Here is a 15948-nt window from a genome sequence, read left to right as displayed (position 1 = left end):
AGCGATTATTCAAAAGCTTTATATTTTTTTACAATATTCTATATCTTTTTCGATTTGAATTTTTAGTTCTTCTAAGTTTGGAAATGTTCTTTCCGGGCGGACGAACTCGTAAAACTCTACCTGGACGATTTCATTGTAAATGTATTCTTTGTAGTCTAGAATGTGTGTTTCTACTTTTATTTGGTTTCCACTTTCCACTGTTGGATTTACTCCGATGTTTGTTATTGATGCAAAGCGTTTTCCTTCTACATTTACAACTGTTTTGTACACTCCTTTTGGTGGTAAAAGTTTTGTTTTTTCTGGAATTATGTTTGCTGTTGGAAGTCCTATTTGCCTTCCCAGTTTTTTCCCTTCTTCAACTTTTCCAATAATTGTGTATGGATGGTTTAGCATATCATTAACTTCCTGCATTTTGCCTTCCACTATTTTTTCTCGAATGGCTGTACTGCTTATGTCTTTGTTATGATATTGCTCTTTTTCTACAACTATCAGATTGTAGCCATATTTTTTCTGATTATCTTTCAGAAATTGTACATTTCCTAATGCTTTTGTGCCAAATGTAAAATCAGGCCCACATACTATTGTTGTAGCACCTATTTTGTCCTTTAAAATTTCTTTTACAAATTGGTCAGGAGTCAATGCTAAAAATTCCTTTTTCATTGGCATTTTCATGTATACATCAATTCCATGGCTGTGACAAAGCATTTGCTTTTCGCTGTCTGTTACAATTGTTTTGTTGGCATTATTATCCAAAAATGCTTTTGGTGATGTCTCAAAAGTCAACACAACTTTCTGTCTGCCATTAGCATTTTTTGTTATCTCATCTAATAGCTTTTCATGGCCTTTATGTATACCGTCAAATTTTCCAATTGTAACTATTGTATTTTTTAATTTTATATTATCATCAATAGATATACACTGCATATCTTCTCCTATTTTCGAATTTACAAAAACATCTTTATTGGTTTATAAATCTGCTTATCTGCAATAAACATGTATAAGCCTATAAATTTTCCATCATGTGTATATACTCTTACAGTCTGACCTTCTTTATGGTTCATTTTAAGAAGAGTATTTCCTGATGTAAATATGTTTCCATTGTATACTAATTTTTCCGCATTCTCTGATACCATGCACTTTGAATACATATCAAGCATTTCGTCTGCAGGTACAATGTAATCTTTCAAGGTTCCATTATCTCTAAATTCTTCAATTTGAGAAAGAGTAATTGAGTCCTCTACTTTAAATCTATCTACTCTGCTTCTTACCAAATGCTCCATGCAACCGCCAACACCTAAGTCCTTACCTATGTCATAACACAGTGTTCTTATGTATGTTCCTTTTGAACAGGTAACATGCATATTAACTCTTGGCAATTCCATACTTGTTACTGTAATGTCAATAATTTTACAATGTCTTGGTGGGCGTTCAATTACTTCGCCTCTTCTTGCCAGATTATATAGTTTTTCCCCACCAATTTTTATAGCTGAAAACATCGGTGGAATCTGGTCATATTCTCCAATATAGCCTTTTACGGTTTTAAATACCTGATCCTCAGTTAATTTTTTTAAGTCCTCTTCACTTGCCTGACTTAAAACTTCTCCTGTTGTATCCTGTGTGTTTGTTTCTGTTCCAAGTAACAATGTTGCTTCGTAAGTTTTATCTTTTTCTGATAAAATATCGCACAACTTGGTTGCCTTGCCTAAACACACCGGTAAAACTCCAACTGCATTAGGATCGAGAGTTCCCATATGTCCTATCTTTTTTTGCTTTAATATACCTCTGAGCTTGGCAACTACATCGTGGGATGTAAACCCAGGCTCTTTGTATACATTTATAACTCCACTAATCATAACTTCACTCTTTACTTTTTATTAAATAACGTTATTGATTTTCTTCAACACTTTTTCAATAACATCTTCCAAGCTTCCTTCAATATCAAATCCGGCAGCTCTAACGTGACCGCCGCCGCCAAAGGATACAGCAATTTCACTTACATCTACATATCTTTTTGAACGAAGACTTGCTTTAAACTTATTTTCATCAAGCTGATATACAAACAAAGCAACTTCTACGCCGTCTACATTTCGTATTGCTCCAATTACAGCATCTAAATCACTTTTTGTTACGCCGTATTCTTCCATGGTTTCATTTGTGCAGAAACCATAAATGCATTTGCCATCCATGGTTAAAACTGCTTCACTTTGGATTTTTGCAGTAACCATCATCTGTTTATATGTTTTTCTGAAGAAAGTTTCTTCTAAAATTTCATTTACTTCAACACCATGTTCAATCATGTTTGCGGCTATTCTCATAGTCTTAGGTGATGTAGACTGAAATCTGAAAACACCTGAATCATGGGCGATTCCCATATACATTGGCTCTGCAATGTCTTTGTCAAACAATTCATTATCTAACAAATCATATAACACTTCGCTGGCAGAACTTGCATCAGGCAAAATATAGTTGTAGTCACCATAAGCCGGATTACTTTTATGATGGTCGATACAGGCTGTTCTTTTTGCATTATCAAAAAAGCCCTGATTTTGTCCTAATCTGTCAAGACTTGCTGTATCTAATGATATAAACAAATCATAGACTGTTCCATCATAGCCTTCTGTTGAAATATCCTGTGTATTTTTGATTATTTTAAATTTATCATCAACACTTTCAAGATAAACCTGAACTGTTAAATCAGGTCTGTTTTTCTTTAAATAGTTATATAACGCCATACAAGACCCAACGCAATCGCCGTCAGGTCTTATATGACCGGCAATACCAATTGTTTTAGCATCACCAATAATTTCATTAATTTTTTTCATTTAATTCTCCATTACAAGTCATTCAAATATGGACTTCCGAAACACTTTCATTAAATCCTATTCTTCTGACTGTTCCTTAGCTTTCATGTCATCAATAATTTTTGACATTTTCATACCGTACTCAATAGATTCATCCATAATAAATCTAATTTCAGGAGTATTTCTTAAATTTACAGTTCTCGCAAGTTCTCTTCTAATAAAACCTGCTGCACTTTTTAAACCAGCCATTGTGTCGGCTTTTGCCTGCTCATCTCCTAACACGCTAATATATGCCTTGCATGTTTTTAAGTCAGGGGCAACTTCAACTCCCGTAACGGTAGTCATAATACCAACACGTGGGTCTTTCAACTCACGTATGATATTACTAAGTTCTCTTTGAACTTCACCATTTATTCTTGTATTCTTAATACTATTTTTTCTCATAATCATTCCAACTTTCTTTATACAAAAGATTGTCATACACTATATAAAATATCCATTTTTCATAAAATAAGCCATATTAATTTTGTTTAGACCTATTTTATGCCTGATATCAAAACCTATCTTGGAACTTCTACCATAATGTAAGCTTCTACCTGATCTAATTCAGCAATTTCGTTAAAGCCTTCAAATACAAGACCGCATTCGTAACCTGCTTTTACTTCCTTAACATCATCTTTGTATCTCTTAAGTGATGCAACAGGGCCTTCAAAAATCTGCTTTCCGTCTCTTGTAATTCTAGCTGAACAGCCTCTCTGCATAAAGCCGTCTAATACGTAAGAACCACCGATGTTACCAACACCAGATGCCTTAAATATCTGACGGATTTCTGCATGACCAATAACTTTTTCTTCATAAATTGGCTCAAGCATACCCTTCATGGCTCTTTCAATGTCTTCAATAGCATTGTAAATTACAGAGTAAAGTCTTAAATCAACATTTTCATTGTTTGCTGTAATTTCAGCCTGTGTGTCAGGTTTTACGTTAAATCCTAAAATAATTGCATTTGATGTAGATGCTAAAATAACGTCTGATTCGTTAATTGCACCAACACCACCATGGATAATCTTAACTTCAACTTCATCATTTGAAAGTTTAAGTAAGCTCTGCTTAACTGCTTCAACTGAACCCTGAACGTCAGCCTTAACGATAATGTTAAGTTCTTTTAATTCACCGGCTTCAATCTGTGAGTTAAGATCATCAAGAGAAATTCTAAATTTATTAGATTCCATAAGTTTTGCCTTGCTGTCTTCAACGAATGTGTTAGCAAAGTCTTTTGCTTCTGAAGCTGTTTCTGTTGAAACGAAAACTTCACCTGCGTTTGGAACTCCGCTAAGGCCTAAAATTTCAACAGGTGTTGAAGGACCGGCAGTCTTAATTCTATTTCCCTTATCATCTGTCATGGCTCTAACTTTACCATGGTTAGCTCCTGCTGCAATATGTGCACCTACTTTTAAAGTACCTTTCTGTACTAAAACTGTAGCTACAGGACCTTTACCTTTGTCAAGTTTTGCTTCAATAACAATACCTCTTGCCTGACGGTTTGGATTAGCCTTTAATTCTAATACGTCAGCCTGTAAAAGTACCATTTCAAGAAGATCGTCAATACCTTCTCTTGTGTGAGCTGAAACAGGAACCATTTCCACGTCTCCGCCCCAGTCAGATGCTAATAATTCATGTTCAGCAAGTCCCTGCTTAACTCTCTCGATATTTGCACCCGGCTTATCAATCTTGTTAATTGCAACAATTATTTCAATTCCTGCAGCCTTAGCATGGTTAATAGCTTCTACAGTCTGTGGCATAACACCATCATCAGCAGCTACAACTAAGATTGCAATATCTGTAGACTGTGCGCCACGCATACGCATTGATGTAAATGCTTCATGTCCCGGTGTATCAAGGAATGTAATTGTCTGGTCATTAATTTTTACAACTGAAGCACCGATATGCTGTGTAATACCACCTGCTTCACCTGAAATTACATTTGTTTCTCTAATTGCATCAAGAAGTGATGTTTTACCATGGTCTACGTGTCCCATAACACAAACTACAGGTGGACGTTTAACCATAAGTGATTCATCTTCTTCATCTTCTTTAAGAAGTTCTTCAATCATGTCTACTTTTTCTTCTTTTTCGCACATGATGTCATATCCTAAAGCGATTTCTTCTGCACTGTCAAAATCAATTTCTGTGTTAACAGTAACCATCTTTCCTTCTAAGAATAACTTCTTAATAAGTGTTGATGCTGTCATCTTCATCTTTTCTGCTAACTCGCCAATTGTAATAGCTTCAGGAACCTGAATAATCTTAATTTCTTCTTTCTTTTCTTCCTTCTTCTTTGGCTTTTCTAATGTAGGTTTAGAGAAATCACCCTTCTTGCCATTCTTACCTCTTCTGCCATCTTCGTAATTTTTCTTATTACGTTCCTGTCTATCCTGGCGGATTTTGTTTTCTCTATTCTTTCTGTTCTTATCCTGAATTGGTTCTGATGGGGCATCATTTCTGTCATTTCTTCTAAAGCCGCCTCTATCATTGTTTGGTCTGTTGCCATTATTTCCGTTTCTGAAATTGCCTCTGTCATTGTTTCTGTTTCCGTTGTTGTTTCTGTTGTCATTTCTGCCATTTCCGTTACGGTCTTTGTTGAAATTACGGTTGTCTTTACGATTTCCATTGTTTCTGTCGTTATTTCTGTCATTGTTTCTATCGTTGTTATATCTTCCGTTATTTCTGTTGTTATTTCTATTGTTGTTTCTGTTATCGTTTCTGTTGTTATTTCTGTCGTTGTTTCTATTATCGTTTCTATCGTTATTTCTATTGTCGTTTGAACGATTATCTCTCTGCTGTCTGTTGTTGTTTACCTGTCTGTTATTATTGTTTTCCTTAGGCTGTTGTTTATTATCAGCCGGTTTTGTTTCTCTCTGTGCCATTTTTTCCGTAGTATTTACCTCTTGAATTTTATTTTCTTTGTTTTCCACCTCTTTTACAGGTTCCTTTACAGGTTCCTTTACCACTTCTTTTGCCACTTCTTTTACTTCTACAGGTTTCTTTTCTTCTGCCTTAGGAGTAGTTTCTTTAGCCTGAACAGTTGTATCTTTTGGAGCTGTCTTTTCTTCAACTGCCTTTTCAACTGTTTCGTTAGGCTTAACATTTTCCTTTACTTCTTCTTTTACTTCAGAAGAATGTTTCGAACGATGTTTATGCTCTCCATCACTACTATGTCTACGTCTTCTTCTTTCACCTGTTTTAACAACACCTTTGCTTGTAATTAAAACTCTAGGTTTTGACTTTTCTTCTTTTTTATTTTCAGATTTTGCTGAAGGGAACTTCTTTTTCACAATTTCAATTGAAGCTTCGTCAATTGAACTTTGAGCTTTTACATCAATTCCTTTTTCTCCAAGCACTTCTATAATGTCTGAACTTTTTATATCTAATTCTTTGGCCAATTCATGTACTCTCATCTTTGACATATACTACCTCCGTCTAACTTTCTATCAATCTGTTGATGGTTTCACTAAATCCTCTGTCCGTTATGGCTATTGACGCACGACTGTCATTTCCAGTTGCCTCGCCTAATTCCTGCTTACTTCCGTAAACAAAACATGGAATATTATAATATTTGCACTTGTTAAAAAACAGTTTCTTTGTATTATCTGAAGCTTCCTCTGAGACAATAACCAACCATGCCTTCTTTTGTTTTACCGCTTTTTCTACAGAAAACTCACCTGCAACAGTTTTTCCAGCCCTGGTTGCCAAGCCTATCATTGAAAAAACTTTATTCATTTGTATCTCCTAACTGCTCTTTTAATTTTTCAAAAATTTCACTGTCAACGGATACCTTTAATGTTTTTTCCAAAGCTTTTGTTTTCATGGCTTTTTCCAAACAATGCACATCTTCACATATATATGCACCTCTACCGTTTTGTTTTCCTGTTAAGTCAACAAAAACGTTGTTTTCCTTGTCTCTAACAATTCTTATTAGCTCTTTTTTTTCCTTTGACTGTCTGCAACCAATACATGTTCGCATTGGTATTTTTCTATTCTGCCCCATGCCATAATCTCCTATGTTCTAATTGAATCCATCAGTTACTATTCTTCTGTTGATTCCTCTGATGCTTCTTCTACTGAATCAGCTTCTTCACTTTCTTCATCATATTCATCATCGTAATATTCTCCGTCGTAGTATTCGTCATCGTAATACTCTCCATCATAATATTCGTCATCATCATAATAATCATCTTCATCGAAAACATACTGAATGCCTTCTTCTTTTGCCTGTGACTCACTCTTAATATCAATCTTAAAACCTGTAAGCTTAGCTGCAAGTCTTGCATTCTGTCCTTCTTTACCAATTGCTAATGATAACTGTAAATCAGGAACTACAACTAAAGCTTCCTTATTATCAGGATCTGCTAAAACTGCAATAACTTTTGATGGGCTTAATGCATTTTCAATTAAAATAGCTGGGTTTTCACTCCAGTTAATGATATCGATTTTTTCATCCTGTAATTCTTCAACTACTGCATTTACTCTTGCGCCGTTAATACCTACACAAGCTCCAACAGGATCAACTGCTTCATTATTTGACCAAACAGCCATCTTTGTTCTTGAACCTGCTTCTCTTGCAATGCTCTTAATTTCAACTGTTCCGTCCTGAATTTCTGTTACTTCCTGTTCGAATAATCTCTTAACAAGTCCCGGATGAGTTCTTGAAACATTAATTCTAGGTCCTCTACCATTATCTTTTACTTCAGTAATATATAATTTAATTTTATCATTTGGTCTAAAGTATTCTCCCTTAGACTGTTCTTTTTCCATTAATACAGTATCGATTTTTCCAATGTTTACGCTAATGTTCTTTCCGTTAATTCTCTGAACTGTACCTGTAATAATATCATCCTGCTTTTCATAATATTCTTCATAGAGACTCTTTCTTTCTTCTTCTCTAATCTTCTGTAAAATACCATTCTTAGCACTCTGTGTAGCAATACGACCAAAATCCTTTGACTGAATTTCTACATTAACTGAATCTCCAATGTCGTATGATGCCTTAATATTTCTTGCATCTTCCAATGAGATTTCACATACAGGATCCATAACTTCTTCAACTACTTCTTTCTGAGAATAAATATGGAAATCACCTGTTTCTCTATCCATTGTTACTGCTACGTTATCTGCTTTATTAAAGTTGTTCTTGTAAGCAACTACCAAGTTACTTTCAATAGCTTCAAATAAAGACTCCTTGCTAATACCTTTTTCCTTTTCCAACACGTCTAATGCTGCAATTAATTCATTGTTCATCTTTCCAATATCCTCCTAAAAATCAATAGTTAATCTAACAAGTGAAACATTCACTCTATCAAGAGCAATCTCACTTCCATCTTCATCTTCTATAGTAATTGTATCCTTGTCATAAGATTTCAATAAACCTACATACTGTTTGTTTCCGTTAAGGCTTCTATATAAATGTACTTCAATTTCCTCGCCAATACTTCTGTCAAAATCTCTGTCTTTTTTCAGTGGGCGACCAAGTCCTGGTGAACTTACTTCTAATATGTAAGCATCGCTAATAAAGTCTTCTTCGTCAAGTAAATCACTTAACTTACGGCTTACGCCTTCTAAATCATTAATTGTGATTCCACCCGGCTTATCAATAAAAGCTCTTAAATACCAGTTGCTTCCTTCTTTAACATATTCCACATCTACCATTTCATACCCTTTTTCTTCAACAATGGGTAACAGTAGTGCTTCTGTCTTTGCTTCGTATTCTTCTTTTCTAGACACCTTAACCTCCTTATTTGACTTTGCTGTGTTTGTTAGTATCTTTTATTATAAAGAACATTTTCTAATGTTCTTTGAAAAATTTAACTACATAACAAAGAGCGAACCTTTGCGGTTCGCTCCTTCTACGCTAGTCAATATTCACTACATAGTATACGACGTTATTATTTTCCTGTCAACCCCTGTAAAAATCGTAACTTTCATTGTAAAATTCATCTGCAACTTTCAGCTGCCTTCATTGATTCCAACTTTTATATCTGTTAAAATTATAATATTTATTCTTAACTTTAATATTGTGCAATCTTATCTGACTACTATCTTACATTTTCAAAAATATCTATTTTTGTATGTTTGATAAACTGCTCATAAAATTTTAACCCTAATACCGGAAAGAATTTTGAAGTAAAGTTCATAAACTTTGCATCTTTTCCTACTATTATTCTATTTTTCTGTTTTATTATCTTTTTTATAATCTTTGCAGCAACTTTATCAACATTATTTGCAATAATTTTCATCAACTTGCTTTCTGTCTTGTAATATTGACTTCTAAATATGTCTGTCATTATAAATCCCGGACACACATATCCTATGTACATTTCTCTTCCAAGTTCCCCTATTAAAGTTTCTGTATAAGCTTTAACTGCGGCTTTGCTTGCACTATAGACACCTGTTCCAACTAAAGGTGCAAGCGCTCCTGAACTTGATACATTAACAATCCCTGCCATAGTGGACTTTCTTAATATAGGTAGCATTGCGTTAATGGAATATCTGCAACTGTTAAAATTAACGTCCATGCATCTCTTAACCTGCTCTTCCGTATAATTAACTGACTTCTCAAAAGGTAATAACATACCTGCATTATTAATTAGCAAATCAACGTTTATATTATTATAAGTAAGTTCTTCTCTAAATGTATTCCAATTTTCTTCCTGGCTCACGTCAAAAATCCAATATTTAAACTGATCTCTTAAATAAGACAGTTCTTCTATTAAACTTTTCATTTTTTCTTCAGATTGTCCAATTCCTAAAACCATACATCCATGCTCTCTGATTAGCTGTAGCGTCATGGCTCTTCCTAATCCTGAGGATGCCCCTGTTATAAGAATTGTTTTTCCGTATATCCAGTCCATAAATTAAATCCTTTCAAAAATCACTTGCAAAAATTTCTTTTGCTGTTTATAATAATACAGTAACATTTTTCAGGCTCGTTGGTCAAGTGGTTAAGACGCCGCCCTCTCAAGGCGGAATCACGGGTTCAATTCCCGTACGAGCTGTTTTTTATGCCCTTATTTTAAGGGCTTTTCTTGTATTTAAAACTATTCGTGTGATATTTCGTGTGATATTTCGTGTGATATTTTCCGTTGCATTTTGCAATGTATAAAGCAACACGATTTTTTCAATTTTGATACAAATGTTATAGCACTTGCAATAATTGTAAAATTTAGCAATATTTTTGTAATTTTTTCTTTACTTATAACAATTTTGTGATATAATATTCATTGTTAGCTCGAGTGGTCTTAGTTAATAATTGGGGTCGATTCCCATATGAGTTATTTTTCTTTTTGTTTTATTATTATTTTTATTTTTTTCATTTTACATCTTTTTTAAAAGATGTATTTTCCTTTTAGTTAGCACTGCTACCGAACATTCGGTATGCAGTGCTTTTTCTTTGTCTTTTATTTTATAAAAATTCAAAATTTCAAATTTCAAATTTCAAACTTAAAATTAAATTTAAATTTATAATTCAAAATTAAATTTGAAATTTGAAACTCATAAAATTAAAAATCAAAAATAGACAACTGACTGTCTTCAGGCATTCCTTCTAACAATCCCAAATCTGACATTGTATCTATTACTGTTTTACTTAACTTACTTTTCTGTCTTAAATCATTTTTAGAAACAAATGGTCCATTCTGATTTCCAACTGCTTCTACTAAAGCATCTGCCGCTTTTTCTCCAAGTCCTTCAATAGAATCCAAGCTAGGCATTAACTTACCATCTATTATCTGGAACTCATGAGCCTTTGCAGTATAAATATCCAACGGTAAGAACTCAAATCCTCTTGCATACATTTCCTGAACAATCTTCATGTCACCTAAAGAATCTTCATCTTTCTTAGATGCTTCATGATTATTCTTCTTACGTTTTAAATCTGCCATAAAGTATTCAAGTTTTTCTTTTCCCTGACACATTGTTTCATAGTCAAAAGCTTTTGCTCGAATTCCAAAATATGCTGCATAATATGCCAATGGGTGATACACCTTGTACCAGGCAACACGTAAAGCCATCATAATGTAAGCAGCCGCATGTGCCTTAGGGAACATATACTTAATCTTTTTACATGACCAAATATACCATTCAGGTACATTATGTTCACGCATTACATCTTCTTCCTTCCTGTCTTCTCCTGTTTCCTTGTCTGTAAAAGTAAGAAGACCTCTACCCTTTCTAACATGTTCCATAATATCAAAACTTACCTGTGGCTCTATACCTTTATCCATTAGGTAAACCATAATATCATCTCTAGTACATATAGCAGTAGAAATTGTACACTTGCCCTCCTGAATAAGTGTCTGTGCATTCCCCAGCCACACGTCAGTACCATGAGACAAGCCTGCAAGTCTAACTAAATCGGCAATTTTTGTAGGTTTAGTATCTACTAACATTTGAATAACGAAATCTGTTCCCAGTTCAGGTAAACCAAGGGAACCTGTTGGACAGCCGTCAATGTCATCGCTTGTAATTCCTAAAGCCTCAGGGCCAAGGAATAATGACATTACATTTTTGTCATCAAAAGGCACATCCGTTTGAACATTAGTGTTTGTTAGTTTTTCAAGTCGACGAATCATTGTTGGATCATCATGTCCGAGAATATCTAACTTTAACAGGTTTGCATCAATTGCATGGTATTCAAAATGAGTAGTTATTGTATCTACCGTCATATCGTTAGCTGGTTTCTGTATTGGCGTAAATTCATATATTTCCTTATCCCTTGGAACAATAACAATTCCACCAGGATGCTGACCTGTACTTCTACGGATTCCTGTACAGCCTCTTGCTATTCTGTCAATTTCCGCAGTACGCTTAATCTCGTTATGGTCATCGTAATAATTTTTCACATAACCAAATGCAGTTTTCTCGGCTACACCTGCGTATGTTCCCGCTCTAAATGTATGGCCCTTACCAAACATAACTTCTGTATACGCATGTGCATTTCCCTGGTATTCACCGGAGAAGTTAAGGTCGATATCCGGTTCCTTTGTACCACCAAATCCAAGGAATGTTTCAAAAGGAATTTCCAAGCCATCCTTATGAAGTTTTTCTCCACAGTGTGGACATACTGCATCAGGCAAGTCAAATCCAAGACCACCCTCTGCTCTTTCCTCTTTAATTGTTGCCTGAATCTTTTTAATTTCATCTATAGGTGTCCCTTCAGGTGCTCTGTACTCATCCTCAAAAAATGAACTTTTGCACTTCTCACAATAATAGTGCGGGGCTAAAGGATTACATTCTGTAATACCTGACATTGTAGCTGCAAAAGATGAACCAACAGATCCTCTTGAACCTACCAAATATCCATCTTCATTTGATTTCCAAACTAATCGCTGAGCCATAATGTACATAACCGCATAACCGTTACCAATAATAGAATCCAGTTCAATTTCCAATCTATCTTCAACAATTTTTGGTAAATCTTCGCCGTAAATTTCATGGGCTTTTTGGAAACAGATATTTCTCAGGTTTTCTTCCGAATTATCAAGAACCGGTGGGCATTTATCAGGATGAATTGGTGAAATATTTTCTATCATATCTGCAATCTTGTTTGGATTTGTAATTACAACTTCTTCTGCTAAATCACTACCCAAATAATCAAACTCACCAAGCATCTCATCTGTTGTTCTCAAATATAAAGGTGCCTGATTATCTGCATCCTTAAATCCGTTACCATACTGTATGATTCTACGATAAATTTCATCTTCCGGATCCATAAAATGAACATCACATGTAGCAACTGTTATTTTATTAAATTTTCTTCCCAGTTCAATTATCTTCCTGTTAATCTCTCTTAGTTCTTCCCTTGAATCAACTAAGAATTTTTTCTTATTATCTATATCAGGATTACCTGTTTTTAACATAAACTCATTGTTGCCTAAAGGTTGAATTTCAAAATAATCATAGAATTCTGCTAACCTTGCAACTTCCTGCTGAGTTCTTCCATGTAATATAGCCTGATATAATTCACCTGCCTCACAGGCACTTCCAATCATCAGACCTTCGCTGTATTTTAAATAATCACTTTTTAATATACGTGGTCTTTTGTTGGCAAAAGTATCTATATGGGAAATAGATACTAACTTATATAAATTAACTCTTCCTGTCTGGTTTTTAACCAAAATAATTGCGTGATGTGCAGGAAGCTTATTTATAAGATTGTCTGACTTCTTTCCTTCTTTGTTTACTTCATCAAGATTATTAATTCCTTTATCCTTTAACATCTTACAAAGTTTTAGGAAAATAAGAGCTGTACACTCTGCATCATCTACAGCTCTATGGTGATTTTCAAGAACAATTCCCAATGCCTTTGCAACTCTGTCTAATTTGTATTTTCCAAGTCCTATAATCAAATATCTTGACATTGCAACTGTATCAACGATTGTAAAATCACATGGCAAGCCAATTCTCTCGCAATTAGCTGCAATAAAACTCATGTCAAAGTCTGCATTGTGGGCAACCATTACTGAGCCTTCGCAAAATTCCATAAATGAAGGTAAAATTTCTTCTATCTTAGGAGCATCAATAACCATATTGTCATTAATACTTGTTAATTGTTCAATTCTAAGAGGTATAGGTATTTCAGGATTAACAAATGTACTAAAACGGTCAATTATTTTTCCATTTTGTACCTTTACAGCTCCAATTTCAATAATCCTGTCACTTTTTGCACTAAATCCTGTTGTTTCCAAGTCGAATACAACGTATGTGTCATCTAAGCTCTGACCTCTGGGATTAACAATCATATCTTTCAAGTCATCTACCAGATAAGCTTCAACACCATATATTACCTTAAAGTCACAATCTTTTCCTACCTTTGAACATTCCTTCTTAATGTCACAATACTCATGCCAGGCATCGGGAAATGCCTGTACTACGCCATGGTCTGTTATGGCAATCGCTCTATGTCCCCATTCATAAGCACGTCTTACTAAATCGCTACAGTTACTTACACCATCCATATCACTCATTTTGGTATGACAATGAAGTTCCACTCTTTTTTCCACTGCAGTATCTTTTCTCTTTTCAGTTGAAAACGGCTGTATAACCTTCATACCATCCACACGGCTGATTTCCACCTGTCTGTCATAGGTGTCATACATCGCAACACCTTTGATTCTTACAAAAGTATTCTTTTTTACCTTTGAAGTAAATTCCTTCTTGGCATTTTCATCTCCTAAGAAAATCTTTACTGCAATACTATCTGTGAAATCTGTTATCTCTAAGCTGACAAGGTATTTTCCTGATTTTAATTCTCTGTCATCCATGGTCATAACCTGACCTTTAACCACACACTCGCCTGTTCCCTCAAACACATCACATAAGGCTGTGTCTGAATCAAATTTAAAGTCTCTTCCGTATGCCACTTCAGGATTATCTGAATATGTAGCCTTTTTAAGTCTTTTAGGTCTCTCTTCTACCTTCTTTGCTTCCTCTGGCTGCTTCTCTTCATTTTTGCTTAAAAGAACATCCACTTCATTTTTCAAACGTTTAGCGTTTCGTTTAGCGTATCTATTTCCGTCAATGGCATGCTTTTTGATTTTAACTTCTAAAGGCATACTAAATCTGTCTCTAAAAATTCTCTCAATTGTATCCTTTAAAGTTTTCATTCTGGCTTCCGAAATAATACTTGATTCCAGATTAATAACCAGTCTGCCTTTCTCATCAAAGGATGTTGGTGCCTTCTTTAACATAGTAGCAATTATGGGACTATGTTCATTTAATTCAAGCACAATACTATCCTTATATATTTCAAATAAGTTTTCCGTTGTATACTGAGCAGACAAATAATATTTCTCTATGATTTCTATACCTATCTTTTTGCCTGTTCTTAAAGTTCTTGCTAATTCTTCCCTAATTTTGAAAATAGCAGACTTTTCAATAAGTCTGCTGCTTTCAATATAGATTCTTATTTTGGTATGTTCTGTATTAGTAACAATTCTCGTTATATCTACTAATTCTAAAATACCTCGTAATTCATCATTTAACTGAAGATTATCAAAAACTTCTAAAAAGTTCTTTTTTGCCAATTTAATTCCTCCAGTTTTTTAATTCCTTTTCCAGTGTGTTTAATAATTCGTTTTCAGGAACTCTCTTTACTATTTCGCCCTTTTTAATCAAAAGACCTTCTCCTTTTCCTCCTGCTATTCCAAGATCAGCTTCTCTTGCCTCACCGGGTCCATTAACCACACATCCCATTACAGCAACTTTAATGTCTAAGTCATACTTTGACACCATTTTTTCCACTTGTTTTGCCAAACCAATTAAATCAATTTGAGTTCTACCACAAGTAGGACATGAAACAACTGATATGCCACCTTTTCTTAAACCTAATGTTTTTAAAATAAGTTTGGCACTGGCAATTTCCTCAACCGGATTATCAGTAAGGGATACTCTGATTGTATCGCCAATTCCCTGATTTAAAATAAGGCCCAGTCCTATGGCTGACTTAATATTTCCTGATGTAACTGTTCCTGATTCTGTAATTCCAACATGTAGTGGATAATTAGTCTTTGTAGCTATTAATTCATGGGCTTTAACACACATCATTACATCAGAAGATTTAATACTGATAACAAGATTATCATAACCTAAATCTTCGATTGTTTTTACTTTGTCTAAAGCGCTTTCAACTAAACCTTCCGCTGTAACCTTACCATATTTTTCTAAAATATCTTTTTCTAACGAGCCACTGTTTACACCAACTCTAATAGGAATATTTTTCGCCTTAGCCACTTCCACTACAGCCTTAACCTTGTCTACAGAGCCAATGTTTCCCGGATTAATACGAATCTTGTCAGCTCCGTTTTCCATGGCAGCAATGGCAAGCCTATAATCAAAATGTATATCTGCTACAAGTGGTATTGAAATCTGCTTTTTAATTTCCGCAATTGCCTTAGCAGCTTCCATTGTTGGAACCGCACATCTGATAATATCACATCCACTAGCCTCTAATTCTTTTATTTGAGCTACTGTAGCTTCCACATCTTCAGTCTTTGTGTTAGTCATTGACTGAATCATTATTGGATTTCCTCCACCAATAACTTTATTTCCAATTCTAATTACTTTCGTATTATCTCTATACATAATCTTCACC

At 34.6% G+C, this 15948-nt stretch carries 12 protein-coding genes and 1 tRNA gene; 1 reads left to right on the top strand and 12 read right to left on the bottom strand.

From position 1 onward, the window contains the following. Positions 1-18: 18 nt before the first annotated feature. From DWZ69_RS09125 to DWZ69_RS09080, 10 genes are all read right to left on the bottom strand, one after another. Positions 19-924, bottom strand: a complete 906-nt coding sequence (locus DWZ69_RS09125) for a bifunctional riboflavin kinase/FAD synthetase (RefSeq protein ID WP_117999125.1) — start codon at positions 922-924, stop codon at positions 19-21. A 20-nt stretch (positions 925-944) separates the two neighbouring features. Beyond that, a complete protein-coding gene (gene truB, locus DWZ69_RS09120; protein ID WP_118436855.1) occupies positions 945-1853 on the bottom strand; it encodes a tRNA pseudouridine(55) synthase TruB in 909 nt (302 codons plus the stop codon). Between the two features lie 21 nt (positions 1854-1874). Then, on the bottom strand, positions 1875-2822 hold the full coding sequence (locus DWZ69_RS09115) for a bifunctional oligoribonuclease/PAP phosphatase NrnA (RefSeq protein WP_118436853.1): 948 nt from the start codon (positions 2820-2822) through the stop codon (positions 1875-1877). A 57-nt stretch (positions 2823-2879) separates the two neighbouring features. Next, a complete protein-coding gene (gene rbfA / locus DWZ69_RS09110) occupies positions 2880-3245 on the bottom strand; it encodes a 30S ribosome-binding factor RbfA (protein WP_117999221.1) in 366 nt (121 codons plus the stop codon). 116 nt (positions 3246-3361) lie between these two features. Continuing rightward, complete coding sequence (gene infB / locus DWZ69_RS09105; protein ID WP_118436851.1) at positions 3362-6268, bottom strand: translation initiation factor IF-2; 2907 nt, start codon at positions 6266-6268, stop codon at positions 3362-3364. 13 nt (positions 6269-6281) lie between these two features. Then, positions 6282-6581, bottom strand: a complete 300-nt coding sequence (locus tag DWZ69_RS09100; protein WP_118436849.1) for a ribosomal L7Ae/L30e/S12e/Gadd45 family protein — start codon at positions 6579-6581, stop codon at positions 6282-6284. Then, the gene (locus DWZ69_RS09095) at positions 6574-6849 is read right to left on the bottom strand and encodes a YlxR family protein (RefSeq protein WP_022165185.1); all 276 of its coding nucleotides are present in this window, start codon (positions 6847-6849) and stop codon (positions 6574-6576) included. Before DWZ69_RS09095 ends, DWZ69_RS09100 begins: the two co-directional genes overlap by 8 nt. A gap of 38 nt (positions 6850-6887) precedes the next feature. Continuing rightward, complete coding sequence (gene nusA, locus DWZ69_RS09090) at positions 6888-8099, bottom strand: transcription termination factor NusA (RefSeq protein WP_117999129.1); 1212 nt, start codon at positions 8097-8099, stop codon at positions 6888-6890. Between the two features lie 15 nt (positions 8100-8114). Next, positions 8115-8582 (bottom strand): ribosome maturation factor RimP, encoded by a 468-nt coding sequence (rimP, locus tag DWZ69_RS09085; protein ID WP_022165183.1) that lies wholly within the window; start codon positions 8580-8582, stop codon positions 8115-8117. Between the two features lie 311 nt (positions 8583-8893). After that, positions 8894-9709, bottom strand: coding sequence for an SDR family NAD(P)-dependent oxidoreductase (locus tag DWZ69_RS09080; RefSeq protein ID WP_022165182.1), 816 nt, complete (start codon positions 9707-9709; stop codon positions 8894-8896). A 72-nt stretch (positions 9710-9781) separates the two neighbouring features. On the opposite strand from DWZ69_RS09080, the gene DWZ69_RS09075 reads away from it, so the two are divergent. Further along, a tRNA-Glu gene (locus DWZ69_RS09075) sits at positions 9782-9853 on the top strand. 504 nt (positions 9854-10357) lie between these two features. On the opposite strand, the gene DWZ69_RS09070 is transcribed toward DWZ69_RS09075, so the two are convergent. Then, on the bottom strand, positions 10358-14887 hold the full coding sequence (locus DWZ69_RS09070; RefSeq protein WP_347497521.1) for a PolC-type DNA polymerase III: 4530 nt from the start codon (positions 14885-14887) through the stop codon (positions 10358-10360). Beyond that, on the bottom strand, positions 14883-15938 hold the full coding sequence (ispG, locus tag DWZ69_RS09065; RefSeq protein WP_117999131.1) for a flavodoxin-dependent (E)-4-hydroxy-3-methylbut-2-enyl-diphosphate synthase: 1056 nt from the start codon (positions 15936-15938) through the stop codon (positions 14883-14885). The genes DWZ69_RS09070 and ispG overlap by 5 nt, the downstream gene beginning before the upstream one ends. Positions 15939-15948: the final 10 nt, after the last annotated feature.

This window comes from Eubacterium sp. AF34-35BH, from assembly GCF_003477765.1.
In the GTDB taxonomy this organism is placed as follows: Bacteria; Bacillota; Clostridia; order Lachnospirales; family Lachnospiraceae; genus Eubacterium_G.
Note: the sequence above shows the minus strand (reverse complement) of the source record. Positions and strands in the feature narration are given on the sequence as shown.